This window comes from Jiangella gansuensis DSM 44835 (assembly GCF_000515395.1).
Lineage (GTDB): Bacteria > Actinomycetota > Actinomycetes > Jiangellales > Jiangellaceae > Jiangella > Jiangella gansuensis.
The window spans coordinates 2,658,652-2,682,289 of sequence record NZ_KI911782.1 but is presented as its reverse complement, the minus strand read 5'-3'; the positions used below and the strand labels follow the sequence as shown (position 1 = coordinate 2,682,289).

Here is a 23,638-nt window from a genome sequence, read left to right as displayed (position 1 = left end):
CTGGGCACGTGACCCGCGAACACGGCTCTCACCTCCTCCGACGTGTCGAGCTGGCGCGTAGACGGACGCGCTCACCGTAGCCCGCGGCCGGCCCGGCCGGCCACCGAATATCGCGCGTCGGCGGCAGGGCGCGCCCCCAGGGACCCGACGGCGACGGCGCCCAGCCGGCAGCCCGCTTCGAGTGCCACCGGGACATCCGCGCCGCTGACCCACGCCGCCAGGAACCCGGCCGCGAAGGCGTCGCCGGCACCGGTCGGGTCGACCACCGTCGCCGGTCTAGCCGGCACCCGCCGCCCGCCGGCGTCGTCGACCCCAGCTGCGGCGTCGGCCCACACCGCACCGTCCGCACCCAGCTTCACCACCACCGCAGCCCCGGTGGCCGCTGCCACGGCGGCAGCATCACCGCCCAGGGCCTCGGCCTCGTCAGCGTTGGCGAACAGCAGGTCGACACCGTCCACCCAGGTCAGGAAATCTGCTCCAGCCGCTCGCAGCGGCGCTGCCGATGCCGCGTCGACGCTCGTGGTGAGTCCGGCGTCGCGGGCCAGGCGCAGCACCGCCAGCCCGGCCGGGCGCGAGCCGTCGTCGAGAAGGGTGTAGCCGGACAGATGCAGGTGCCGGGCTCCCCGGCCGGTGGCCGTCGCGACGGCGGCCGTTGCCGTCGCCGGATCGATCCGCCGGTTGGCGGCACGGTCGCTGATCATGGTGCGCTCCCCGTCCCGGGCCAGCACGACGACGCTGCCGGTGCCGGTAGCCGGCAGCGCGACAACGTCGACCCGAACGCCCGCGGCCCGCAGCTCCGCCACCCGCTCCCGGCCCGGCACGTCGTCACCGACCGCGCCGACGAACGTCACCTCGACCCCTGCCGCGGCCAGCCAGGCAGCGGTGTTCGCGCCCTGCCCGCCGCCCGTCACCCGCACCGTCGCCGGCGTGTCCGACCCGGGCACGAGCTCCCCGTCGAGCACGGCCAGCACGTCCGTGACGACATCGCCGACGACGACGATCATGGCCGCCGCGCCTGCGCCACCGCGACCCGCGCGGCGAGATCGGCGTTCGCCAGGATGATGCGCACGTTCGTGGCCAGGCTCGCCCCGGCGGTGGCGGAGTGGAAGTGCGCCAGCAGCACCGGCGTGACCTCCTTGCCCGTCACGCCGTCCCGGGCCACGATCTCGAGGCCCTCGGCCAGCACGCGGTCGTGCAGGTCGCGGTCGAGCTGATCTTCTGGTGGCACCGGGTTGGCAACCACCAGCGCTGCTTCGTTCACGGCAAATTCGCGGTGCGCGCGCCATGCCGCCGCGATCTGCTCCGGCGTGTCCAGCCGCCAGTCGAGGTCGAAGCCGCTGTCGGTGACATAGAAGCCCGGGAACCGCCGCGTCCCGTAGCCGACGACGCCCACGCCCAGTGTCTCGAGCCGTTCCAGGGTGGCGCCCACGTCCAGGATGGATTTCACGCCGGCGCACACCACGACGATCGGCGTCCGGGACAACGTGGTCAGGTCGGCGGACTCGTCGAACGTCTCGGCCGCTCCCCGGTGCACTCCCCCGAGGCCGCCGGTCGCGAACACCCCGATCCCGACGGCCGCGGCGACGGCGCTGGTGCTGGCCACCGTCGTGGCGCCGTCGACGCCGGCCGCCGCGGCGATCGGCAGGTCACGCACCGACAGCTTGACGACGTCGTCGGCGCCGGCCAGCCGCTCGAGTTCGTCGTCGGCCAGGCCGACGACGAACTCGCCGCGGAGCATCCCCACGGTGGCCGGCACGGCGTCCTGCCGTCGCACGGTCGCCTCGATGTCGCGGGCCACCGCGAGGTTGTCCGGCTTTGGCAGGCCGTGCGAGATGATCGTGCTCTCCAGGGCGACCACGGGCCGGCCGGCCGCGAGCGCGGCGCGTACCTCCTCGTGGACGCGAATCCTCGGTTCCGGGGGCATGCCCCGGACGGTACCGTGACGAGATGGCCGTCACGCACGAGGTGACCAACCAGCCGCCACCGCTCACCGGCTACGACGTCTTCGGCACCGACGCCGCGCTGGTCGAGGCGTTCGACCGGTACGGGTGGGCAGACGACCGCGTCGACCTGGAGCACCTGGGCCGGCTGGCCGGGTCCGCGGAAGCGCAGCAGTGGGCCCGCGAGGCGGATGCCAACGAGCCCGTCCTGCGCACCCACGACCGCTACGGCCACCGCATCGACGAGGTCGAGTTCCACCCGTCCTGGCACCGGCTCATGTCCACGGCCGTCACGCATGGCCTGAGCGCCGACCCATGGGCCCGGCCGATGCCAGGCGTCCACGCTGCCCGCGCCGCGCAGTTCATCGTGTGGAGCCAGGTCGAGTCCGCGCACCTGTGCCCGGTGTCCATGACATATGCGGCCGTACCGGCGTTGCGCACCGATCCGGCGGCCGGCGACGCGTGGGCGTCACGGCTCGGCGGCCTCTACGACCCCGGGCTGCGGCCGCCCACGACGAAGCAGGGCCTGCTGGCCGGCATGGCGATGACGGAGAAGCAGGGCGGCTCCGACGTCCGCGCCAACACCACCCGCGCCGAACCGGCCGGCGACGGCTGGTACCGGCTCACCGGGCACAAATGGTTCTGCTCCGCCCCCATGAACGACGTCTTCCTCGTCCTCGCTCAGGCACCGGGCGGGCTGACCTGTTTCGTCCTGCCACGCGTCCTCGACGACGGCACCCGCAACGCGCTGCGGATCCAACGGCTCAAGGACAAGCTGGGCAACCGCGCGAACGCCTCGGCTGAGATCGAACTGGAGGGCGCGCTGGCGCAACGTCTCGGCGACGAGGGCCGCGGGGTCGCCACCATCATCGAGATGGTCGCCGCCACCCGCCTCGACTGCGTGCTCGGGTCGGCGGCGCTGCTGCGCCGTGCGGTGGCCGAGGCCACCTGGCATGCCGCGCATCGCTCCGCGTTCGGCGCCCCGCTGGCCGACTCCGAGCTCATGCGCGCGGTTCTCGTCGACCTGGCCGTTGAATCCGAGGCGGCGACGGCGCTGGGCATGCGGCTCGCCGCGTCGGTCGACCGCGCCGACGACCCCCACGAGCAGGCCCTGCGCCGCATCGGGCTGCCGCTGGCGAAGTACTGGGTCTGCAAGCGCACCCCGGGCGCCGTCGCCGAAGCACTGGAGTGCCTGGGCGGCAACGGCTACGTCGAGGACAGCGGCATGCCGCGGCTGTACCGCGAGGCGCCGCTGAACTCCATCTGGGAGGGTGCCGGCAACATCCAGGCGCTCGACCTGCTGCGCGTCCTGGAGCGCGAGCCGGACGCCGTCGTCGCCTGGCGCACCGAGGTCGAAGCCGCCAAAGGGCAGGACCGGCGGCTCGACGATGCGCTGACCGCGACCACCGCCGAGCTGGCAGCGGCACCGTCGCCGGGCCGTGCGAGGGAGCTGGCCGGCCGCATGGCAGCGCTTCTGCAGGCCAGTCTGCTCGTCCGATACGCGCCGGCCGCCGTCGCGGACGCCTTCTGTGGCAGCCGCCTGGACGGCCGCCACGGGGTGTACGGCACGCTTCCGGACGCCGTCGACACGGTCGCGATCATCCGCCGAGCCACCCCGGAGGCACCATGATCTGCACCGCCTGCGCCCAGAACCGGCACGACGACTGCCCCGCCCACCAGAAGGGCCGCAGCTGGTGTGACTGCCAGCACCAGACCGACCAGCGCCCCGTCGAGCCGGCGACCGGCCACGCCTCCGAGTGATCCGCGCCTGCCGGTCCGAAATGATCACGTGGACCATGCGTGTACCCGCTCCACCAGGAATGCTTGCCTCCCGTAGTGGGAGTACGCCTGGTGGGCCGCCCGGCGCACGCGGAACCGCCCGGCGCACGCGGAACCGCCCGGCGCGGGTGAAGGCCGGCGCCGGGCGTCGGACGTCACATCGAGACGGAGCAGTCCGGGATCTGGTCGATCTGGGCGATCGCGGCGTCGTCGACGTACACGGCCAGGGAGCCGCTGCAGCCGGAGCTGGACAGCGTCCCGTCGAACTCCGCACGCACCGCCCGCCCGTCCACGGCGACCGCATCGCAAGTCGCGTCGCCGGACAGGGACGCGCCGTCGCGGGCGAGGTCCGTGCTGCAGTCGGGCCCGTCTTCGAGGGTGATGCCGGCGTCGGAGAGCTGCCGGTTGACGGCATCCTCGAGGGCGCTGGCGGCGACGTTGTTCAGTCCTTGATCGAGCTGTTCGCCGCATCCGGAGAGGACGAGGGAGCCGGACAGGACGCCGGCGGCGAGGAGGACGGTGACGCGGAGCGATCGCTGCATCCGCCGATCCTAGGTTTTGCCCGGATTCCCGCCGGACCGCGGCGCGCCGATCACCGTCGCCCGCCCACAGGCGTCTTCACACGTCCCGGGGCAAGCATTCCTGGTGGAGCGGGAACACCCATGGTGGACGTGATCATTTCCAGGCCGGCCGAAATGCCTATAGGACTGGTAGGACTTCTCTGCATGTGAGACACAGGTGTCCGCATCATGGACGACTGGTTCGTCATCAGCGCGGCCGCGTGCCACGATGACCGACATGTTGTCCGCCCTGCCGCTGCTGCTGGTGAGTCGACGCCACGTCGACTACGGCCGCATGGACAGCATGCTCTGTCAGGCGCTCTAGACCGCCCTCCGGTTTCCCCGCCGGGCGCGCGGTCGCGCCGGCATCCTCCAGGTCGCCGATGACCTGCAGCGCTACCCGCGCGAACCGTGCGTCCCCGACTCCATCGAGGACTGCCTGCGAATGCCTCCGACCCAGACGCCGACCCAGAAGCGCCCTCGCGGCCAGGGGCAGTGGGCCCTCGGCCACCTTGAGCCGCTCAACCCGAACGAGCGGGTCAAGAAGGACGACGACGGGCTCAACGTCCGGGCCCGCATCGAGAACGTCTACAGCAAGCGTGGTTTCGCCAGCATCGATCCGCAGGATCTACGGGGCCGTTTCCGCTGGTGGGGGCTGTACACGCAGCGTCGTCCCGGCATTCCGGGCGGCAAGACGGCGGTGCTGGAGCCGCACGAGCTGGACGACGAGTACTTCATGCTGCGGGTGCGCATCGACGGTGGCGCGCTGTCGGTGGAGCAGCTGCGCACCATCGCCGAGATCTCGACGACGTACGGCCGCGACACCGCTGACGTCACCGATCGGCAGAACATCCAGCTGCACTGGATCCGGGTCGAGGACGTGCCCGTCATCTGGGAGAAGCTGGAGGCGGTCGGGCTGTCCACGACGGAGGCGTGCGGCGACACCCCGCGCGTCATCCTGGGCTCCCCCGTCGCCGGCATCTCCGCCGCCGAGGTCCTCGATCCCACCTGGGCCATCGACGAGATCCAGCGCCGCTACATCGGCTCGCCGGAGTTCTCGAACCTGCCGCGGAAGTTCAAGTCGGCCGTCAGCGGCCTGCCGGACATCGTCCACGAGGCCAACGACATCGCGTTCGTCGGTGTGAACCACCCGGACCACGGTCCCGGCCTGGATCTGTGGGTCGGTGGCGGGCTGTCGACGAACCCGAAGCTCGCGGTGCGGCTCGGCGCATGGGTGCCGTTGGAGGAGGTCCCGGAGGTGTGGGCCGGTGTGGTCGGCATCTTCCGCGACTACGGCTACCGGCGGCTGCGGCACCGGGCCCGACTGAAGTTCCTGCTCGACGACTGGGGTGCCGAAAGGTTCCGGGAGGTCCTCGAACAGGAGTACCTGGGACGTCGGCTCGTGGACGGTCCGCCGCCGCCCGAGCACGTCGAGCCGTACGACCACGTCGGCGTCCACGAGCAGAAGGACGGCCGCTTCTACATCGGGGTGGCCCCGATGGTGGGCCGGGTGTCCGGTTCGATCCTCTCCAAGCTGGCCGACGCGGTCGCCGCGCACGGCTCGGGGCGAATCCGCACGACGCCGCACCAGAAGCTCGTCATCCTGGATGTCGACGGCGACCAGGTCGAGTCCCTGATCACGGAACTGGACGCGATCGGCCTGGCCGCCCGCCCCAGCACGTTCCGCCGTTACACCATGGCCTGCACCGGCCTGGAGTACTGCAAGCTGGCCATCGTCGAGACGAAGGGGCTCGCGGCGGACACGGTCACAGCGCTGGAGACCCGGCTGGCCGACGTCGCCGACAAGATCGACGTGCCCATTTCGCTGCACGTCAACGGCTGCCCGAACTCGTGCGCGCGCATCCAGGTCGCCGACATCGGGTTGAAGGGTCAGATCGTCAAGGGCGAGGAAGGCTTCCAGGTGCACCTGGGCGGCGGCCTCGGACTCGACGCCGGGTTCGGCCGCAAGCTGCGCGGCCACAAGGTCACGGCCGCGGAGCTGCCCGAGTACGTGGAGCGGGTGGTGCGGCGGTTCGTCGACGAGCGCGCTGACGGTGAGCGGTTCGCCCAGTGGGTGGCCCGGGCCGACGACTCGGCGCTGCAGTGAGGCGATGACGATGAGCGAGACCAGGGCCGCGATCATGCACTGCCCCTACTGCTCCGACGAGGATCTGCATCCTTGGGCCGAGGTGAGCACCTCAGCCGAGGGCCGCAGCCGGCCGGTGGAGCACGGCGCGTGGGAGTGCCGGTCCTGTCTGCGGGTTTTCTCGGTGAAGCTGCTCGGCCTCTCGACCAGAAGGAGCGCAGGATGACCCTCTGCCCGACGAACTCCCTGGAAGCACTGGCTCTGGACGCCGCACGCAACCTGGAAGACGCTCCGGCCGGCGAGATCGTCCGGTGGGCGCACGAGACGTTCGGCGAACGCTTCGCCATCACCGCCTCCATGGCCGACGGAGTGCTGTCGCACGTCGCGTCGACGGCGGTGCCGGGGATCAAGGTGCTGTTCCTGGACACCGGCTATCACTTCGCCGAGACCATCGGGACCCGCGACGCCATCGCGGCGACGTACGACGTCGAGGTCGAGACCATCACCCACCCACTGCGCGTCCCTGAGCACGAGGCGGAGTACGGCAAGCTGTACGAGATCGACGCGGACCTGTGCTGCGCCATCCGCAAGGTGTGGCCCCTGGACCGGGCGCTGAAGCCGTACGACGCGTGGGCCGGTGGCGTCCGCCGGTCGGAGTCGCCGACCCGCGCCGACACCCCTGTCGTCGCCTGGGACCCCAAGCGCGGCAAGGTCAAGGTGAACCCGCTGGCCACCTGGACCGACGAGCAGGTCGACGCGTATGTCGCCGAGCACGACATCCTGATCAACCCGCTGCGTGAGCTGGGCTTCCTGTCCATCGGCTGCGAGCCGTGCACCCGGCCGGTCGCGCCGGGTGAGGACGCCCGCGCCGGCCGCTGGGCGGGCCGGTCGAAGACCGAGTGCGGGATCAACATCTGATGAGCCGGGACGCGGCCCGGTATCCGCTGCTGCTCGACGTCACGGGCCGGCGCGTCGTCGTGGTGGGCGGCGGGCCGGTCGCGGCGCGGCGGGCCCGTCCGCTCGCGGCCGCCGGCGCCGACCTGCATGTCGTCGCGCCGTTCGTCTGCGAGTCGCTGGCCGAGCTCATCGCGGAACGGCGGGCGTCGTGGGCGCCGCGCGACTACGCCGAGGGCGACCTGGACGGCGCTTGGCTGGTGCACACCGCGACCGGGGACGCGCACGTCGACGACGCCGTCGCGGCGGCCGCCGACGCCCAGCGGGTCTGGTGCGTCCGTGCCGACGACTCCGGCCGCTCGGCCGCGTGGACCCCGGCGGTGGCCCGCGTCGGCGAGGTGATCGTCGCGGTCAGCACCGGCGGCGACCCGCGCCGGGCTGCCCGGCTGCGCACCGCTGTCCAGACCGCCTTGGAGACCGGCGAGCTGCCGACGCGGCCGGCCCGGCCACCGCTGCGCGGATCGGTGGCGCTGGTCGGTGGTGGCCCGGGCGACTCGGGCCTCATCACCACCCGCGGCCGGCAGCTGCTGGCCGAAGCCGACGTCGTCGTCGTCGACCGGCTGGCGCCGCGCTCACTGCTCGACGAGCTCGACGACGACGTCCAGGTCATCGACGTGGGCAAGACGCCGGGCCACCATCCGATCCCGCAGGACCAGATCAACCGGCTGCTCGTCGAGCACGCGCAGGCCGGCCGCCGCGTCGTCCGGCTCAAGGGCGGCGACCCGTTCGTGCTCGGCCGCGGCGGCGAGGAAGCCGCCGCCTGCCGGGCCGCCGGCGTCGACGTCACCGTGGTTCCCGGCGTCACCAGCGCGATCGCCGTGCCGGGCGCGGCTGGCATCCCGGTGACCCACCGCGGCCTGGCCAAGCAGTTCACCGTCGTGTCCGGACACGAGGGCCTCGACTGGGCCAACCTGGCCGGCACCGAGGGGACGCTCGTGTTCCTCATGGGCGTCAGCCTGCTGGCGGACACGACCGCGCAGCTCATCGCGCACGGCATGGACCCGGCGACGCCGGCCGCACTGGTCGAGGACGGCTTCGGCCCCCGTCAGCGGGTCACGACCGCCCCGCTGTCGCAGCTCGCCCGACGGGCCGCGGAGGTGGGCGTCCGGCCGCCGGCCGTCGTCGTCGTCGGCGACGTCGCGGCGCTGGCGGTCACCGGCGGCTGAGCGCCCGGCGCATCGTCCGGCGCTCTTCCGGCGTCGTCCCGGCCCAGATGCCGTGGTCCTGACCGGTGTCCAGTGCCCAGGTCAGGCACTGCGCGGTGACGGGGCATCCCGCGCAGACGGCGGCGGCAGCCTCGACCTGCACCGGCGAGTGCTCAGAGGCTCCGAGCGGGAAGAAGAGGTCGGGGTCGGCGTCACGGCAGGCTGCCCGATCGATCCACCATCCCGCCGCCTGATGGGCCGTCATGATCCGGCCTCGAGGCCGAAGAGTTGTCGTACCTGATCGGCCCGGCCCGGGAGCGCACGCAGCGGCGCCAGGATCAGGCGTTCGGTGAGCTCGGCCAGCGCCGCTTCCACCACCTCCAGGTCGCGCTCGCTCAGACCCTGTGCCCGGCCGGCCAGCCGCCGGAGCTCAGCACCGATGACGGTGGCACTGCGCTCGCGTAGCTCGGCGGTGAGGGTGGACGTGTCAACGCCCGGGACCATGCTCGTACCCACGTCCGCTCCGGCCGGGCCGGCCGGGCGACCTTCGGTGATGACCGCGTTCACGGCAGTGATCCTCGTCGTCTCGCTCGCGGAGGTCGTCCGCTCGGGGACGGCCCCCACGTACGCAGGTTCGAGTAGCCGACGCGCTGCCGGCTACTCCCCTGGGAGTAGGCGGCGGCTCGCGAACCGGCTCAGGACACGGCGAGACGGGCCTTCTCGGCCTCGATGTCGAAGTCGGCCGGGGGCCAGCTGAGCCCCATGCCCTCCAGGTGCTCGACGAGCAGGTGGGCGACCGCCAGGTTGCGGTACCACTTGCGGTCCGCGGGGATGACATGCCATGGCGCCGTGTCGGTGTTGCACCGCTCCAGCGCGATCTCGTAAGCGTGTTGGAAGTCGTCCCAGAGTTTGCGGTCGTCGATGTCCTTGGGATTGTATTTCCAGTACTTGGTGGGGTTGTCCAACCGCTCGGCCAGGCGCGCCTTCTGTTCATCGCGAGAAATGTGCAGCATGACCTTGACGACGACACAGCCGGACTCCGCCAACTCCTGCTCGAACTCGTTGATGGCGTCGTACCGCCGCTCGATCGTGGCCTTCGAGGCCAGCGAGCGCACCCGCGCCACCAGGACGTCCTCGTAGTGGCTGCGGTCGAACACGCCCACCTTTCCGCCAGGTGGGAGCGCTTGGCGAATGCGCCACAGGAACCCGCGCCGCTTCTCGGTGTCGGTCGGCGCGCCGAATGCCTTGATGACCACGCCCTGCGGGTCCATCAGGCCCACCGTCTTGCGCATGGTGCCGCCCTTGCCGGAGGTGTCCATACCCTGGGTGACCAGCAGCAATCGACGCTGACCGTCGGTGCGGCCGTGGGCGTAGAGCCGCTCCTGCAGGTCGGTGATGGTGGGCTCGAGCGCCAGCAGCGCCGCCTGCCCGTCGGCCTTCTTCCCCGTGAAGCCGGGAGTGGCGCGCGGGTCGACGGCGGTGAGGTCGACCGGGCCGGCCGGCGGGCGGAGCAGCTGCGACCAGGAAGCCTGCGTCATCGGGCAACTCTAACCGAGAACGAATGCGGCCGGAGAGTAGCGCTATAATCAGCGATTCGGCGGAAGTCGATGCGACTCAACGGGAGTCGAATGTGGGCCCAGGAAAGGGAACGTCATCCAGCCTATGAATACGGAAGCGAATCTGTCAAATCGCCTTTCGGGTGACGGCACGGCACAGGAACCGGCGCGGCGCGACGACGCGGTGGCTGAAGAACAGCCGTACATTTCCCGGCTGTACGAACGGCTCGACGAACTCCGGGCCCGGCTCGCCGAACGGCTCGCCACGCTGTACCGCGAACGCGGCGGCACACACCAGGCGGTATGGGACCGCGAGGCGTTCGTGGCGCGGGATCTGGAACGGCTGGAACGGCTGGGCAGCGTGGACCGCGGGCTGTGCTTCGGCCGGCTCGACTTCCGCGACGGGCCGACGTCGTACATCGGCCGCATCGGCCTGTCCGACGACGAATACGAGCAGCTGCTGATCGACTGGCGCGCTCCGGCCGCCGAACCGTTCTACCGTGCCACCGCCGCCGACCACGGCGATGTGGTGCGCCGCCGGCACATCCAGACGAAGCTGCGTACCGTGCTGTCGGTCGACGACGAGGTGTTCGACCTGGATGCGATGCCGGCCGGCGGTCAGGGCACGCTACGCGGCGAGGCCGCGCTGCTGGCGTCCCTGACGGCGCACCGCACCGGCCGCATGTCCGACATCGTCGCCACCATCCAGGCCGAGCAGGACCGCATCATCCGCTCGCCCCTGGCCGGCGTGCTGGTGGTCCAGGGCGGCCCGGGTACCGGCAAGACGGTGGCGGCGCTGCACCGCGCGGCCTACCTGCTCTACACCCATCGCGACCGGCTCAGCTCGAACGGCGTCCTGGTGGTCGGCCCGAACCGGACGTTCCTGCACTACATCGACCAGGTGCTGCCGTCGCTGGGCGAAACCGGCGTGGTGTTGTCCACCGTCGGCGAACTGGTACCCGGGGTCGAGGCCGACGGCGAGGGCGAGCCGGATGCCGTCGCCGTCGTGAAGGGTGACCCGCGGATGGCCGAGGTCATCGCCGCCGCGGTGCGCGACCGGCAGCGCCTCCTGGACGGCCCGGTGGAGCTGAAGGTCGACCGGCTGGAGCTGACCCTCGAGCCGCCGGCGGTCCGGGCCGCGCGCACCCGGGCCCGGCGATCCCGGCGCCCGCACAACATCGCGCGCAGTGTCTTCGTCCGTGAGCTGCTCAATCACCTCGCCACCGAGCAGGCCCGGCTGCTGGGGGACTCCCTGGACGACGACGATCTCGCCGAGATCCGCAGGGACCTCGCCGATGAGCCTGCGATCGCCGCGCTGCTGGACGAGCTCTGGCCGGCCTTGACGCCGCAGCGGCTGCTCGCCGACCTGTTCGGCTCGCAGCGCCGGCTCGACGCCGCCGCGGGCGCGCTCACCGACGCCGAGCGGGCGCTGCTCCTGCGCACCGAGGACCGTGACGGCGCGGCCTGGACCACGGCCGACGTTCCGTTGCTCGACGAGGCGGCCGAACTGCTGGGCGAGGTCGACGACCCGGACGAGGCCGCCCGGCTGGCCCGGCTGCGTGAGGAGGCCGAGGTCCAGTACGCCCGCGAACTGCTCGACGAGCTGGACCTGGACGTCCCGGTCGACCCGGAGGTGGTGGCGGCCCGCTACCGCAGTGGTGAGGCCCGTCGCAGCGTCGCCGAACGTGCCGGCGCCGACCGCACCTGGTCGTACGGGCACGTCATCGTCGACGAGGCACAGGAACTGTCCCCGATGGCCTGGCGGATGGTCATGCGCCGGGCCCCGGGCCGTTCCATGACCGTCGTCGGCGACATCGCCCAGACCGGGGCTGCCGCGGGCGCCCGCTCGTGGGCGGACGTGCTCGAACCGCACGTGCCGGGCCGGTGGCGACAGGAGACGCTGACGGTCAACTACCGCACACCGAGCGAGGTCATGGACCTGGCTGCCAGCGTGCTGGCGTCGATCGCCCCGGACCTGCACCCGCCCACCTCGGTGCGCTCCACCGGGGAACGGCCGCGGTCGGTACGCGTGGGCGCGGACGACCTGCTCCCCCGGCTGGCCGACCTGGCACGGGCCGAGATCGACGCCATCGGGCCGGGTCGGGTAGCGGTCATCGTCCCGGCCGCCCGGCTCGACACGGTGCACGCCGGTCTGGCGGACGCGCTGCCGGACGCCGTGTCACAGGCCACCAGCGCCGACGCCCTCGACGCGCCGGTCACGGTGCTGACCGTGAGCCAGGCCAAGGGGCTGGAGTTCGACGTGGTGGTCGTGGTGGAGCCCGCGGAGCTCCTGGTGGAGTCCGCGCGCGGCGCCACCGACCTCTACGTCGCCGTCACCCGGCCGACGCAGCGGCTGATCCTGGTGCACACGGCGCCGCTCCCGCCGGTGATCGACAGGGGGTTGCTGTCCGTGGAGGGGTAGTGACGCCCTGTCGATCACCCGGCTGATGCCGCGCCGTCCCGGCTGAGCGCGGTGAGCCGGCTGATCGCCCGGACGTACTTCTTGCGGTAGCCGCCGGCCAGCAGCTCCGGCGTGAACAGCCGGTCCAGGGCCACCCCGCCGGCGACGACGGGTACGTCGAGGTCGTAGAGCCGGTCGGCCAGTACCACCAGTCGCAGCGCCGTCGCCTGGTCGTCGACGGTCCGGACCCCGCGCACGTGCACGCGCCGGACGCCGTCGAGCAACGGCCCGTACCGCGAGGGGTGCACGGTGGCGAGGTGGGCGGTGAGCGCGTCGAAGTCGTCGAGCGTGACGTCGTCGCCGGTGGCGCTGGAAGTGACGACGGCATCGGCGACCGGGTCGGGCGCGCGTGGCAGGCCGCGGTGCCGGTAGTCCTCACCCTCGACCCGCACCACCTGGAAGCGGTCGGCCAGGCGCTGGATCTCGCGCAGGAAGTCCGCCGCGGCGAACCGGCCCTCCCCCAGCTGGTCGGGCAGCGTGTTACTGGTGGCGGCGAGCCGGACACCCTGTTCGGCGAGCCGGCCGAGCATGGTGGACACGAGGACGGTGTCGCCGGGGTCGTCCAGCTCGAACTCGTCGACGCAGACCAGCCGGTGCGCGCTCAACGCGCTGACGGCCGGGGCGAAGCCGAGCGCCCCGGCCAGATTCGTCAGCTCGACGAACGTGCAGAACAGCTTCTGCTCCGCCGGGAGCTCCGCGGCGTGCCACAGCGACGCCAGCAGGTGCGTCTTGCCGACCCCGAAGCCGCCGTCGAAGTACAGCCCGGTGACGGCCGGTGCGGACGCCGGCGACGAGGCGCGCCGCCGCAGCCAGCCGCGAGTCCGCCCCGCGGTGCTGCCCACGGAGGCCGCGAACGCCCGGGCCACCTCCACCGCGGCCGCCTGGCTGGGCACCGCTGGGTCGGCCCGATAGGTCTCGAACCGGACGGCGTCGAACCGGGGCGGCGGCACCATGTCGGCGATGAGCCGCGACACGGGGACGTCCGGCCGGCGGTCGGCGAGGCGCTGCGGCATGGCCTCGATCGTAGGGTTCTGGTGTGCAGCAGCTCTATCCGCCCCAGGCCCCTGGACCCGTCGACCTCGAGGCGGCCTACGCCTACCCTGCGCTCTCCGGCACGGCCTCCTGGGTGCGCGCCAACATGGTCACCAGCCTCGACGGCGCGACGCAGGGCCCCAACGGCCGGTCGGCGACGGTGTCCAGCCCACCGGACCGCGTCGTCCTGTCCCTGCTGCGGCGGCTGTCCGACGTCGTGCTGGCCGGCGCCGGCACCGTGCGCGCCGAGAAGTACGGACCCGCCGCCCGGCCGATCGCCGTCGTCAGCGCCCGGCTGGACCTGGACCCCGCGGCTGCGCTGTTCACCGAGGCGACGCACCGCACCATCATCCTCACCGTGGACGCCGCACCGGCTGAGCGGCGCACCGCGCTCGCCGAGGTCGCCGACGTCGTCGTCGCCGGCGACACCTCGGTGGACGTGCACACGGCGCTGCGGGAACTCACCGACCGGGGCCTCACCCGCGTCCTCTGCGAGGGTGGTCCGTACCTGCTCGGGCACCTCGTGGCCGCCGGTTGCCTGGACGAGCTGTGCTACACGATGACCCCGGCCATGGTCGGCGGGCGGTCGGCGCGTCTGGTCGAGACCCCGCAGGCGCTGGAGAGCGACTGGACGCTCGGGCACCTGCTGGAGGACGGCGGCACGCTGTTGTCGCGGTGGCTGGCGCGGCGCGACTGACCCTCACATGATCACGTGGCTGTTGGGGTGTTCCCGCTCCACCACCCATGCTTGCCCGGTGGAGCGGGAGAAGCCCGCATGGCGGCTTGCCCTGTCGGAACGGCGTGCCAGACTGAGCCGCATGCGACTCCCGGTCCTGCCGCCCGTGGCGCCCATGCTGGCCAAGCCCGTCAAGGGCATCCCCGACGGCGATCTCAGCTTCGAGCCGAAGTGGGACGGCTTCCGCTCGGTCATCTTCCGCGACGGCGACAAGGTCGAGATCGGCAGCCGCAACGAGCGGCCCATGACACGCTACTTCCCGGAGCTGGTCGAGGCCTTCCGCGCGCAGTTGCCGCCGCGGTGCGTCATCGACGGCGAGATCGTGCTCATCGGCCCGTCCGGCGACCGCCTCGACTTCGAACTGCTGCAGCAGCGCATCCACCCCGCCGTCAGCCGGGTGACCATGCTGTCCGAGACCACCCCCGCCCGGTTCGTCGCGTTCGACCTGCTGGCGCTCGACGACACCGACTACACCGGCCGGCCGTTCCGCGAGCGGCGCGCCGCCCTCGTCGACGCGCTGGCCAGCGCCGATGCCCCCGTCCACGTCACCGCCGCCACCACCGACAAGGCGCTGGCCGAGCAGTGGTTCCATCAGTTCGAGGGCGCCGGGCTCGACGGCGTCATCGCCAAACCGTTGGACGGCACCTACCAGCCCGACAAGCGGGTCATGTTCAAGATCAAGCACGAGCGCACCGCCGACTGTGTGGTCGCCGGCTATCGGGTGCACAAGAGCGGCCCGGACCGCATCGGCTCGCTGCTTCTGGGCCTGTACGACGACGACGGCGTCCTGGCCAGCGTCGGGGTCATCGGGGCGTTTCCCATGGCACGGCGCCAGGAGCTCTTCGAGGAGCTGCAGCCGCTGGTCACCTCGTTCGACGACCACCCCTGGTCGTGGGCGAAGCAGGAGGAAGGCACCCGCACCCCGCGCAACGCCGAGTACAGCCGCTGGAGTGCTGGCAAGGACCTCTCGTTCGTGCCACTGCGCCCCGAGCGGGTGGTCGAGGTGCGGTACGACCACATGGAAGGCGTGCGGTTCCGGCACACGGCGCAGTTCGTGCGCTGGCGGCCCGACCGCGAGCCGCGATCGTGTACGTACGCCCAACTGGAGGAGCCGGTGAAGTTCGACCTCGCCGACGTCCTTGCCACCGGCCGCGTCTGAACCCCTGGCCGCGGCCGGTGAAGCGTCGCGCGGCCGGCGCGCACCGGGCGGCGCCTGCGGCCCCCGCCGGCCGGTCAACGCTGGCGCGTCCGGCCCGCACCGGACGTCGGTCTCGCCTATGCTGCCGGGTCTGAGGGACAATGGAGGCAGCCCTGTATGGTGCCGGACCATGCCGACGCCGAGCCCGGCGCCGACCCGTGGAGGTGGGCCATGTCGTACAACATCGTGGTACTGGTCGAAGAGCCTGTCGGCGAGTGGGATGCCCGGCAGATCGTCGCGCTCCACACCGATACCCCTGAGCCGGTGCATTACCACGTCCTGATCCCTGTCGAGGATGCCGCCAGCCGGGTCGAATCCACCATCGGCTCCCTCGCGGCGAGCGAGGTCATGGGCACCGCCGCCATGTACGTCGACGAGGCTGACCTGGAGCGGGTGCACGAGGAGATCCGCGAGGCGAGCAAGCAGGCGCTGGCCGAATCGCTGCGCGCGTTCGCCGGTGTCGGCGCCCAGGCCGGCGGCGAGGTCACCGCGACCGATCCGCTGGATCGCCTGTGCACCCTGGTGCAGGAGTGTGGCGCCGCCGAGGTCATCATCCTCACCCGGCCGCACGTGATCGCCGAGCTGTTCCACGTCGACTGGACCGCGCGGGCCCGCCGCCGGCTCCAGGTGCCGGTGCTCCACCTGCTGGCCCGCGGCGAACCGGACTGGGAGGCCGAGGCCGCGCAGGAGCACAACCACCGCATCGACAACGACACCGCATGAAGGAAGCCATCGAGATCGAGGCCGGCGGCCGCACTGTCCGGGTGTCCAGCCCCAGCAAGGTGTACTTTCCCGAGCGTGGGCTCACCAAGCGCGACGTCGTCAAGTATTTCCTCGCCGTGGGCGACGGCATCCTGGGCGCGCTGCGCGACCGGCCCACCACCCTGGAGCGCTGGCCGGCCGGCGTCTTCGAAGGCGCTCGGCTCTCCACCCGGCAGGACAACCGCGGCGACGCCTTCTACCAGAAGCGGGTGCCGAAGGGTGCGCCGTCGTGGGTCGAGACCTCGCAGGTGACGTTCCCGAGCGGACGCACCGCCGACGAGGTCTGCCCCACCGAGGTGGCCGTCGTCGCCTGGGCCGCCAACCTGGGCACGCTGACGTTCCACCCGTGGCCGGTGCGCCGCGGCGACGTCGATCATCCCGACCAGCTGCGCATCGACCTCGACCCGCAGCCGGGCACCGACTACGCCGACGCCATCAAGGTCGCCCACGAGGCCCGGGCGCTCCTGCACGACCTGGGCATGGAGGGTTTCCCGAAGACGTCCGGCGGTCGCGGCCTGCACCTGTACGTGCCGGTGCGGCCCGAGTGGGACTTCGTGCAGGCCCGGCGCGCGGTCATCGCGTTCGGGCGCGAGCTGGAACGGCGCATGCCCGACCACGTCACCATGAGCTGGTGGAAGGAAGAACGCGGCGAGCGCATCTTCATCGACTTCAACCAGATGGCCCGCGACCGCACCATCGCCTCGGCCTACTCTGTGCGGCCGCGGCCGCGCGCGACGGTCTCCGCGCCGCTGCGCTGGGACGAGGTCGACGACGCCCGGCCCGAGGACTTCGACATCACCACCATGCCGGCCCGGTTCGCCTCGGTCGGCGACCCGCACGCTGCGGTGGCGGAGGTCGCGTACTCCCTGGAGCCGCTGCTGGAACTGGCCGCCCGCGACGAACGCGACCACGACCTCGGCGACATGCCGTACCCGCCGGAGTACCCGAAGATGCCCGGCGAGCCCCTGCGCGTGCAGCCCTCCCGCCGCGCCACCTTCGACTGACCGCCCCGTGGGGACGGTGCACCGCTACACGTCGAACAGCGGATCGGTGAGCGTGAACGGGGCGTCTGGCCGCACACCGCGGCTCTCGGCGTACCCGGCCATCGACCCCTTGTCGGTGAGATGGGCCACTGAGCTGCCGACGAAGACGACAGCGAACAGGATCCGCCCGATGAGGATCAGCACGTCCATGACGCCTCCCAGATCAGGGGTTCCATGGTCAGGATTCCCCCTGATCTCCGACGCCATGCCGCCTTTCCGGCCGGACCCGACTAGGTTCGGTGTCATGCCTTATGAGGTGGACAAGAGCGATGCCGAGTGGCGGGCGGAACTGACGCCCGAGGAGTACCACGTGCTGCGTGAGGCCGGCACCGAACGGGCCGGCACCAGCCCGCTGGAACACGCCGACGACCAGCCCTATGTGTACTCGTGCCGGGCCTGCGGCGCGGAACTGTTCGCCACGGGCACCAAGTTCGACGCCCAGTGCGGCTGGCCGTCGTTCTACGCCCCGCTCGCCGAGGACCGCGTCGAGTACATCGAGGACCGCAGCTTCGGCAGCGTCCGCACCGAAGTGCGCTGCGCCCGGTGCGGCTCGCACCTGGGTCACGTGTTCTCCGGCGAGGGTTTCCCCACCCCCACCGACCTGCGCTACTGCATCAACGGCATCGCGTTGCAGCGGCGGGCGGCGTGACACTCGCCGACGACCTCACGCTCCGGGTGGCTGCGTTCCGCGACCTGGACGCGGCGACGCTGTACCGCCTGCTGCGGCTGCGCGTCGACGTCTTCGTCGTCGAGCAGGGCGACCCGTACGCCGAACTCGACGGCCGCGACCTCGAACCCGAGGCGACCCACATCTGGCTGGCCCGCGACGACGAGCCGGTGGCCTACCTGCGTGTCCTGGAGGACCCGGACGGAACGGCCCGGATCGGCCGGGTCGTCGTGGCCGCCGACGCTCGCGGGCTCGGCCTGGCGGGCCGGCTCATGGCCGCCGCGATCGAGCACATCGGTGCCCGCACCAGTGTGCTGGCCGCCCAGTCGCATCTGGCCGACTTCTACCGCCGCTACGGCTACGAGGTCACGGGGCCGGAGTTCCTGGACGGGCACATCCCGCACCTGCCGATGGCGCGCCACCCTCGGTGATCGACAGAGGGTTGCCACCCCTGGGCAGGTGGTGACGCCCTGTCGATCACCGGGCGACCGCGCCCCCAGCCCCCCAACCGATCGGCGGCGCCGTTCGTCTCAGTAGGTGAGGGCGGGAGGTGACGGGGTGGCGAGCTGGGAGCGGGTCTATACCGAGCTGGCCGAGACGCGCGGGCCGGCGCTGCTGCGGTACGCGTACCTGCTGACCGGCAATGCCGCCGACGCCGCGGACCTGGTGCAGGGGCGGACAGCGCGCCCGGCGCCGGCCGGCTCGACCTGGACGGCGTGCGCCACCGGATCGTCCGCCGCCGACGGACCCGGCTTGCCGCGACCGGCGGTGCCGCCGTGCTCACCGTCACGGGCGCCGCCGTGGCCGGTACAGCCCTCCTCACCGGCGACGGCCCAACACCGCCGCCTGTCGTCGCCACGCCCGCGCCGGATCCAGAACAGCTCACGTTCAGCGCCCTGGGCTGTGGCTCGCAGCTTCGCACCCACGACCCCGCGCCCGACGGCCCACTGGATCTGGAGATCGACCTCGAACCGGTGGTGGATCCCGGGGACGAGGGCCCGATCGGCACCGCGACGGTCACCAACACCGGCGACGAGCACATCACCGGCTCGACCAGCCCTGGCCCCGACAGCTGGGTCACCCGCGACGGCACCGTCGTGACCGAGCCAGGTCCCCAACGTGCGGTCGCCCAGCCGCTGAGCCTGGCCCCCGGCGAGAGCGCCACCTACGACGTGCACTCGTTCGTGCGCCAGTGCGTTCCGTCCGACGTCACCCAGCCGTGGCACGAACCACTCCAACCCGGCCGTTACGACGTCTACGTCGAGCTGCGGGTCAGCAACGCCGCCAGCACGTCCGACCGCGCCATCGGCGAGCTCATGCTGTACGGCGGCCCGGTCGAGATCCAGATCGAGTGACCGCCCCTACGGCAGCCCTGCGACGAGTTCAGCGACCTCGAGCCGCCGGCCGGTGTAGAACGGCGTCTCCTCGCGGACGTGCCGCCGCGCCGTCGACCCGCGCAGATGGCGCATGAGGTCGACGATGCGGTGCAGCTCGTCGGCCTCGAAGGCCAGCATCCACTCGTAGTCGCCCAGCGCGAACGACGCGACCGTGTTGGCACGCACGTCCGGGTAGTCGCGGGCCATCTGGCCGTGTTCGGCGAGCATGCCGCGCCGTTCGGCGTCCGGCAGCAGGTACCACTCGTAGGAGCGCACGAACGGGTAGACGCACACGTAAGCACGCGGTTCCTCGTCGGCGAGGAAGGCCGGGATGTGGCTCTTGTTGAACTCCGCCGGCCGGTGCAACGCAACCTGCGACCACACCGGGTCGAGCTGGCGGCCCAGCACCGTGGAGCGGAACCGCTGGTAGGCGGCCTGCAGCTCCTCGACGGCCGGTGCGTGCCACCACACCAGGACGTCGGCGTCGGCGCGCAGCCCGGCGACGTCGTACGTACCCCGCACGACGACGTCCTTGCCGGCGAGCTCGGCGAACAGGTCGGACACCTCGGCGGCCAGCCCGGACCGGTCGCCCGGACCCAGCGGCGCACGCAGCCGGAACACCGACCACATGGTGTAGCGGATCACCTGGTTGAGCTCCCGTGCCTTGGGCCGGGACGGGGTGGGCGCGTCGGTCATGAGTCGATCCTGACACGCCGCTCCGACAGGTCCGCGACCACCCTGGCCGCGGCGTCGCGGGCCGACCCGACGCAGGCCGCGACGCCGACGCCGTCGTACACGGCGCCGCAGACGGCCAGCCCCGGCACCTCGGCGACGGCGGCGCGCACCCGGGCCACCCGGTCGAGGTGCCCGACGGCGTACTGCGGCAGCGCACCGCCCCACCGGGTGACCCGCGCGTCCACGATCTCGCCGCTGAACCCGACCGCGGCGTGCAGGTCGGCCCGGACGGCCGCCACCAGCTCGTCGTCGTCGCGCTGCAGTTGCGCGACCTCCCGGTGCCGGCCCAGCGATGCCCGCAGCAGGACCAGGTCACCGGTCCGCGAGCCCAGCCAGGGCCACTTCACCGACGAGTACGTCACCGCCTTGACGGCGCGTCCGTCGACCGGCGGCACCAGGAATCCCGACGACGACGGCGGCTGGCCGAATCCCGCGGCCGGCACCGCGAGCGTCACGATGGCCATGCTCGCGGACTCGATGCCGGCCAGCTCCGTTCCCGCGGCCGGTACCACCGGTCCCAACAGCCGGGCCGCCGCGCTCGCAGGCGTCGCCACCACGACGGCGTCGACGTCCACGGCAACCGGGTCCGGCACCGGGCCGGTGATCAGCCGCCAGCCGTCGGGGCGGCGTTCCAGCGAACGCACCGTCACGCCGGTCCGCACGTCGGCCTCGGCGGCCACCGCGACCGCGGCTGGCAGCCTGCCCACGCCGCCGCGCAGCCCGGCGAAGACCGGTGCCCGGCCGGCCGTGGAGTCCGGCGGACGAGCCGCCGCGCCGGCCGCCGCCACGGCTGCCGCCAGCGAGGTGTGGGTCCGGGCGGCCGCCGCCAGCGCCGGCACGGTCGCGTCCAGGGAGAGCTCATCCGCCCGGCCCGCGTAGACCCCGCCGAGCAGCGGTTCCACCAGCCGGTCGGCGACGGCCGCCCCGAACCGGGAGCGCACCAGCCGGCCGATCGCGACGTCCTCCGTCAGCGGCAGCCCGGCTGATTCTGCGTCGGCGGCCCGGGCGGCGGCGACCTCGGCCGACGACAGCAGGCCGGCCAGTCGTGCCGGGTCGGCCGGCACGCCCATGACCGTGCCCGTGGGCATGGGCCGGATGCGGTCCCCGCTCCACAGTCCCGCTCCTACGGCCGCCGGATGCACGATGTCGCCGGCCAGGCCGGCCTCCGTGGCCAGTTCCACCGCTTCGGGGCGCCGGGCCAGCAACGACTCTGCGCCCTCGTCGACCGGCACGCCGGCGACGTCGGAGACCCGCAGGTGGCCGCCGACGTCGGGCTTCTTCTCGAACACGATGATCTGGGCGTCGGGCCCGAAGGACCGCCGCAGGAACCATGCCGCCGCGAGCCCGCTGATGCCACCGCCGACGACGCCGATCCGCACCTTGGTCACGTCCTCCAGCATCGCACCCGCACGGGTCCACGGCACGAGCAGGGATCTCCACCCCGTCGCCGGCCCGCCGGTGCCGTCGTGACCTGCTCGTTTCCCGATCGTGACCGGCCTGGCGGCAACCCGGCGCCGTCCGCTGCCGTCCCACCTCATGACAGCGACGGGCGAGCGGTTCGGAGGTCAGCATGCGACGGCGAACGGCAGTGGGCTCGATCGGGACGATTCTGGCGGCGGCCCTGGCGCTGGGCGCGTGCAGCGGCGGCGGTGCTGACAGCGCCACCAGCGGCGGCGCCGACGACGCTCCAGCGGCCGAGGCGGGCGATGGAGCGGCGCCCGCCGGTGGCGAGGAAGCGGCCGACAACGCCGGCGACAGCGCCGACTCCGGCGCGGACGAGGCTGGCGGCATGCTCCAGGCGGCCCAGGTCCGCACCGGCCGGCAGATCATCTACACCGTCGAGCTGACCGTGGTCGCCGACGACGTGCCCGCGGCGGCCGCGCAGGCGGCGAGCATCGTTACCGCTGCCGGCGGCTTCGTCGCCCATGAGCAGGTCAGCGGCGACGATCACGCCACGCTCACCCTCTCAGTGCCGTCCGACGGCCACCAGGACACGGTCTCCGACCTGGAGACGCTGGGTGAGGTCACCGACCGCTCCCGCGGCACCGAGGACGTCACCCAGGAGGTCGTCGATACCGCCTCGCGCATCGAGTCGCAGCGCGCCAGCATCGCCCGCATCCGGGCGTTGCTGGCCGAGGCCACGGCACTGGCCGAGGTGGTGGAGATCGAGTCGGAGCTGGCCCGCCGCGAGGCCGACCTGGACGCGTTGCTGAGCCGGCAGGAAGAACTGGCCGGGTTGACGGCGATGGCGACGGTGACGCTCAGCCTGCACGCCGCCGGCGAAGCGCCGCCCCCCGATGACGACGACAGCGGCTTCCTCGCCGGCCTGTCCGGCGGCTGGAAGGCGCTGCTCACCGTCGGTGGTGGCGCTTTGACCGTGATCGGCGCGGTGCTGCCCTTCGCGGTGGTGGCGGCCATGATCGCGGTGCCCGCCTATGTTGTCCTCCGCCGGCGACGGGGCCAGGGTCAGGCCGCGCCGGACGCCCCGGCGGTCTGAACCTTCTCCACCACGCGGGCCAGCACGCCGGGATCGGTGCCGGGGAGCACGCCGTGGCCGAGGTTGAAGATGTGGGCAGGTGCGCGGCGGCCCTCGGCGACGATGCGGTCGACCTCGCGCTCGATGACCGGCCAGTCCGCGCCCAGGATGGCCGGGTCGAGGTTGCCCTGCAGCGGTTTGCCGGGCACCCGCAGGGCGGCTTCGTCGAGCGGCAGCCGCCAGTCGACGCCGACGACGTCGGCCCCGGCCGAGGCCATCAACGGCAGGAACTCCGATGTCCCGACGCCGAAGTGGATGCGCGGCACGTCGATGACGCTGTCCAGCACGGTGGCGCTGTGCGGCAGCACGAACTTCGCGTAGTCGGCGGCCGACAGCGCGCCGGCCCACGAGTCGAACAGCTGCACCGCCGTCGCGCCGGCCCGCACCTGAACGTCGAGGAACGCCGCGGAGATGGCCGCGACCCGGCTCAGCAGCTCGTGCCACAGTTCCGGGTGGCTGTGCATCAGCGCCTTGGTGACCTCGTGGTTCTTCGACGGCCCGCCCTCGACCAGGTAGGACGCGAGGGTGAACGGCGCGCCGGCGAAACCGATCAGCGGGGTGCCGCCGAGTTCACCGACCAGGGAACGAACCGCCTCGTCGATGTACGTGACGTCGCCGGGTTCCAGCGGGCGCAGCCGCTCGAGATCGGCCGCGGCGCGGATCGGGCTGGCGACCACCGGACCGATTCCGGGTTTGACGTCGACGTCGATGCCGACCGCTCGCAGCGGGACCACGATGTCGGAGTAGAAGATGGCCGCGTCCACGCCGTAACGGCGCACGGGCTGCAACGTGATTTCCGTCACCATGTCCGGGCGGGTGCACGACTCCAGCATGGGCACCCCCTCGCGCAGCCGCCGGTACTCCGGCAGAGACCGCCCGGCCTGGCGCATGAACCACACTGGTGGGCGGCTCGTGCGTTCGCCACGAGCTGCGCGCGCGAACAGGCTCTGGGCGGGATCGGACGGGGAAGACGAGGAGCTGGACGAGTTGTCGTCGAAGGTCACGGTCACATCACTGATCGTCGCATGCCGGGCGTGCCTGCCTGACGCGACCGTCAAACGGGCCTAGTCTG

The 23,638-nt window shown here is 72.4% G+C and carries 26 protein-coding genes; 15 read left to right on the top strand and 11 right to left on the bottom strand.

Annotation, left to right across the window (positions count from 1 at the left end):
• Positions 1 to 71: 71 nt before the first annotated feature.
• Both JIAGA_RS29495 and JIAGA_RS0112920 read right to left on the bottom strand, forming a co-directional pair.
• A complete protein-coding gene (locus JIAGA_RS29495; protein WP_051426028.1) occupies positions 72 to 1,004 on the bottom strand; it encodes a carbohydrate kinase family protein in 933 nt (310 codons plus the stop codon).
• Positions 1,001 to 1,924 (bottom strand): pseudouridine-5'-phosphate glycosidase, encoded by a 924-nt coding sequence (locus JIAGA_RS0112920; RefSeq protein ID WP_035812492.1) that lies wholly within the window; start codon positions 1,922 to 1,924, stop codon positions 1,001 to 1,003. The genes JIAGA_RS29495 and JIAGA_RS0112920 overlap by 4 nt, the downstream gene beginning before the upstream one ends.
• Positions 1,925 to 1,947: 23 nt before the next feature.
• Between JIAGA_RS0112920 and JIAGA_RS0112915 the strand changes: the two genes are divergently transcribed.
• Both JIAGA_RS0112915 and JIAGA_RS35935 read left to right on the top strand, forming a co-directional pair.
• Positions 1,948 to 3,570 (top strand): acyl-CoA dehydrogenase family protein, encoded by a 1,623-nt coding sequence (locus tag JIAGA_RS0112915; RefSeq protein ID WP_026875986.1) that lies wholly within the window; start codon positions 1,948 to 1,950, stop codon positions 3,568 to 3,570.
• Positions 3,567 to 3,701, top strand: coding sequence for a hypothetical protein (locus tag JIAGA_RS35935; RefSeq protein WP_281172692.1), 135 nt, complete (start codon positions 3,567 to 3,569; stop codon positions 3,699 to 3,701). Before JIAGA_RS0112915 ends, JIAGA_RS35935 begins: the two co-directional genes overlap by 4 nt.
• A gap of 173 nt (positions 3,702 to 3,874) precedes the next feature.
• Here the strand turns inward: JIAGA_RS35935 and JIAGA_RS0112905 are convergent, their stop codons facing one another.
• Positions 3,875 to 4,261 carry an LPS-assembly lipoprotein LptE gene (locus tag JIAGA_RS0112905; protein WP_026875985.1) on the bottom strand — a complete coding sequence of 129 codons (387 nt, stop codon included), beginning with the start codon at positions 4,259 to 4,261 and terminating at the stop codon, positions 3,875 to 3,877.
• 463 nt (positions 4,262 to 4,724) lie between these two features.
• Here JIAGA_RS0112905 and JIAGA_RS0112895 point away from each other — a divergent pair, with 463 nt between their 5' ends.
• From JIAGA_RS0112895 to cobA, 4 genes are read left to right on the top strand one after another with little or no spacing between them, the layout of a single operon-like run.
• Positions 4,725 to 6,386 carry a nitrite/sulfite reductase gene (locus tag JIAGA_RS0112895; protein WP_026875984.1) on the top strand — a complete coding sequence of 554 codons (1,662 nt, stop codon included), beginning with the start codon at positions 4,725 to 4,727 and terminating at the stop codon, positions 6,384 to 6,386.
• A gap of 10 nt (positions 6,387 to 6,396) precedes the next feature.
• The gene (locus JIAGA_RS0112890; RefSeq protein WP_026875983.1) at positions 6,397 to 6,591 is read left to right on the top strand and encodes a hypothetical protein; all 195 of its coding nucleotides are present in this window, start codon (positions 6,397 to 6,399) and stop codon (positions 6,589 to 6,591) included.
• Positions 6,588 to 7,283, top strand: coding sequence for a phosphoadenylyl-sulfate reductase (locus JIAGA_RS0112885; protein ID WP_026875982.1), 696 nt, complete (start codon positions 6,588 to 6,590; stop codon positions 7,281 to 7,283). Before JIAGA_RS0112890 ends, JIAGA_RS0112885 begins: the two co-directional genes overlap by 4 nt.
• Positions 7,283 to 8,485: a uroporphyrinogen-III C-methyltransferase gene (cobA, locus tag JIAGA_RS0112880; protein ID WP_026875981.1), complete on the top strand. Its 1,203-nt coding sequence runs from the start codon at positions 7,283 to 7,285 to the stop codon at positions 8,483 to 8,485. Before JIAGA_RS0112885 ends, cobA begins: the two co-directional genes overlap by 1 nt.
• Here the strand turns inward: cobA and JIAGA_RS0112875 are convergent.
• From JIAGA_RS0112875 to JIAGA_RS0112865, 3 genes are all read right to left on the bottom strand, one after another.
• Positions 8,472 to 8,729 carry a WhiB family transcriptional regulator gene (locus JIAGA_RS0112875; RefSeq protein WP_051426027.1) on the bottom strand — a complete coding sequence of 86 codons (258 nt, stop codon included), beginning with the start codon at positions 8,727 to 8,729 and terminating at the stop codon, positions 8,472 to 8,474. The genes cobA and JIAGA_RS0112875 overlap by 14 nt on opposite strands.
• Positions 8,726 to 9,031: a hypothetical protein gene (locus tag JIAGA_RS0112870; protein WP_026875979.1), complete on the bottom strand. Its 306-nt coding sequence runs from the start codon at positions 9,029 to 9,031 to the stop codon at positions 8,726 to 8,728. Before JIAGA_RS0112870 ends, JIAGA_RS0112875 begins: the two co-directional genes overlap by 4 nt.
• Before the next feature lie 128 nt (positions 9,032 to 9,159).
• A complete protein-coding gene (locus JIAGA_RS0112865) occupies positions 9,160 to 10,002 on the bottom strand; it encodes a PPK2 family polyphosphate kinase (protein ID WP_026875978.1) in 843 nt (280 codons plus the stop codon).
• A 124-nt stretch (positions 10,003 to 10,126) separates the two neighbouring features.
• Between JIAGA_RS0112865 and JIAGA_RS0112860 the strand changes: the two genes are divergently transcribed.
• The gene (locus tag JIAGA_RS0112860) at positions 10,127 to 12,442 is read left to right on the top strand and encodes an AAA family ATPase (protein ID WP_084469652.1); all 2,316 of its coding nucleotides are present in this window, start codon (positions 10,127 to 10,129) and stop codon (positions 12,440 to 12,442) included.
• Positions 12,443 to 12,456: 14 nt separating this feature from the next.
• Here JIAGA_RS0112860 and zapE read toward each other — a convergent pair whose 3' ends face one another.
• The gene (zapE, locus tag JIAGA_RS29490; protein ID WP_035812490.1) at positions 12,457 to 13,494 is read right to left on the bottom strand and encodes a cell division protein ZapE; all 1,038 of its coding nucleotides are present in this window, start codon (positions 13,492 to 13,494) and stop codon (positions 12,457 to 12,459) included.
• Between the two features lie 23 nt (positions 13,495 to 13,517).
• On the opposite strand from zapE, the gene JIAGA_RS0112850 reads away from it, so the two are divergent.
• The 4 genes from JIAGA_RS0112850 (at position 13,518) to ligD (ending at position 17,213) form a co-directional block, all read left to right on the top strand.
• Positions 13,518 to 14,210, top strand: a complete 693-nt coding sequence (locus tag JIAGA_RS0112850; RefSeq protein ID WP_026875976.1) for a dihydrofolate reductase family protein — start codon at positions 13,518 to 13,520, stop codon at positions 14,208 to 14,210.
• 121 nt (positions 14,211 to 14,331) lie between these two features.
• Entirely contained in the window at positions 14,332 to 15,408 is a 1,077-nt protein-coding gene (locus JIAGA_RS0112845) for an ATP-dependent DNA ligase (RefSeq protein ID WP_026875975.1), read from the top strand.
• A 156-nt stretch (positions 15,409 to 15,564) separates the two neighbouring features.
• Entirely contained in the window at positions 15,565 to 16,170 is a 606-nt protein-coding gene (locus tag JIAGA_RS29485) for a hypothetical protein (protein ID WP_051426026.1), read from the top strand.
• Complete coding sequence (gene ligD / locus JIAGA_RS0112835; protein WP_026875974.1) at positions 16,167 to 17,213, top strand: non-homologous end-joining DNA ligase; 1,047 nt, start codon at positions 16,167 to 16,169, stop codon at positions 17,211 to 17,213. The genes JIAGA_RS29485 and ligD overlap by 4 nt, the downstream gene beginning before the upstream one ends.
• Positions 17,214 to 17,237: 24 nt before the next feature.
• Here the strand turns inward: ligD and JIAGA_RS34545 are convergent, their stop codons facing one another.
• Positions 17,238 to 17,402, bottom strand: a complete 165-nt coding sequence (locus JIAGA_RS34545) for a hypothetical protein (protein ID WP_157553112.1) — start codon at positions 17,400 to 17,402, stop codon at positions 17,238 to 17,240.
• Between the two features lie 94 nt (positions 17,403 to 17,496).
• Here JIAGA_RS34545 and msrB point away from each other — a divergent pair, with 94 nt between their 5' ends.
• From msrB to JIAGA_RS0112810, 3 genes are all read left to right on the top strand, one after another.
• Positions 17,497 to 17,901: a peptide-methionine (R)-S-oxide reductase MsrB gene (gene msrB, locus JIAGA_RS0112825; protein ID WP_026875973.1), complete on the top strand. Its 405-nt coding sequence runs from the start codon at positions 17,497 to 17,499 to the stop codon at positions 17,899 to 17,901.
• Positions 17,898 to 18,350, top strand: a complete 453-nt coding sequence (locus tag JIAGA_RS0112820) for a GNAT family N-acetyltransferase (RefSeq protein ID WP_026875972.1) — start codon at positions 17,898 to 17,900, stop codon at positions 18,348 to 18,350. The genes msrB and JIAGA_RS0112820 overlap by 4 nt, the downstream gene beginning before the upstream one ends.
• A gap of 345 nt (positions 18,351 to 18,695) precedes the next feature.
• On the top strand, positions 18,696 to 19,274 hold the full coding sequence (locus JIAGA_RS0112810; RefSeq protein ID WP_157553109.1) for a hypothetical protein: 579 nt from the start codon (positions 18,696 to 18,698) through the stop codon (positions 19,272 to 19,274).
• A 6-nt stretch (positions 19,275 to 19,280) separates the two neighbouring features.
• Here JIAGA_RS0112810 and hemQ read toward each other — a convergent pair whose 3' ends face one another.
• Entirely contained in the window at positions 19,281 to 19,991 is a 711-nt protein-coding gene (gene hemQ / locus JIAGA_RS0112805; protein ID WP_026875970.1) for a hydrogen peroxide-dependent heme synthase, read from the bottom strand.
• Positions 19,988 to 21,430: a protoporphyrinogen oxidase gene (hemG, locus tag JIAGA_RS0112800; protein ID WP_035812488.1), complete on the bottom strand. Its 1,443-nt coding sequence runs from the start codon at positions 21,428 to 21,430 to the stop codon at positions 19,988 to 19,990. The genes hemQ and hemG overlap by 4 nt, the downstream gene beginning before the upstream one ends.
• A gap of 170 nt (positions 21,431 to 21,600) precedes the next feature.
• On the opposite strand from hemG, the gene JIAGA_RS29475 reads away from it, so the two are divergent.
• Positions 21,601 to 22,527 (top strand): DUF4349 domain-containing protein, encoded by a 927-nt coding sequence (locus JIAGA_RS29475; RefSeq protein ID WP_084469651.1) that lies wholly within the window; start codon positions 21,601 to 21,603, stop codon positions 22,525 to 22,527.
• Here JIAGA_RS29475 and hemE read toward each other — a convergent pair.
• Entirely contained in the window at positions 22,497 to 23,570 is a 1,074-nt protein-coding gene (hemE, locus tag JIAGA_RS0112790) for a uroporphyrinogen decarboxylase (RefSeq protein ID WP_026875968.1), read from the bottom strand. The two genes, JIAGA_RS29475 and hemE, sit on opposite strands and share 31 nt — an antisense overlap.
• Between the last annotated feature and the right edge of the window lie 68 nt (positions 23,571 to 23,638).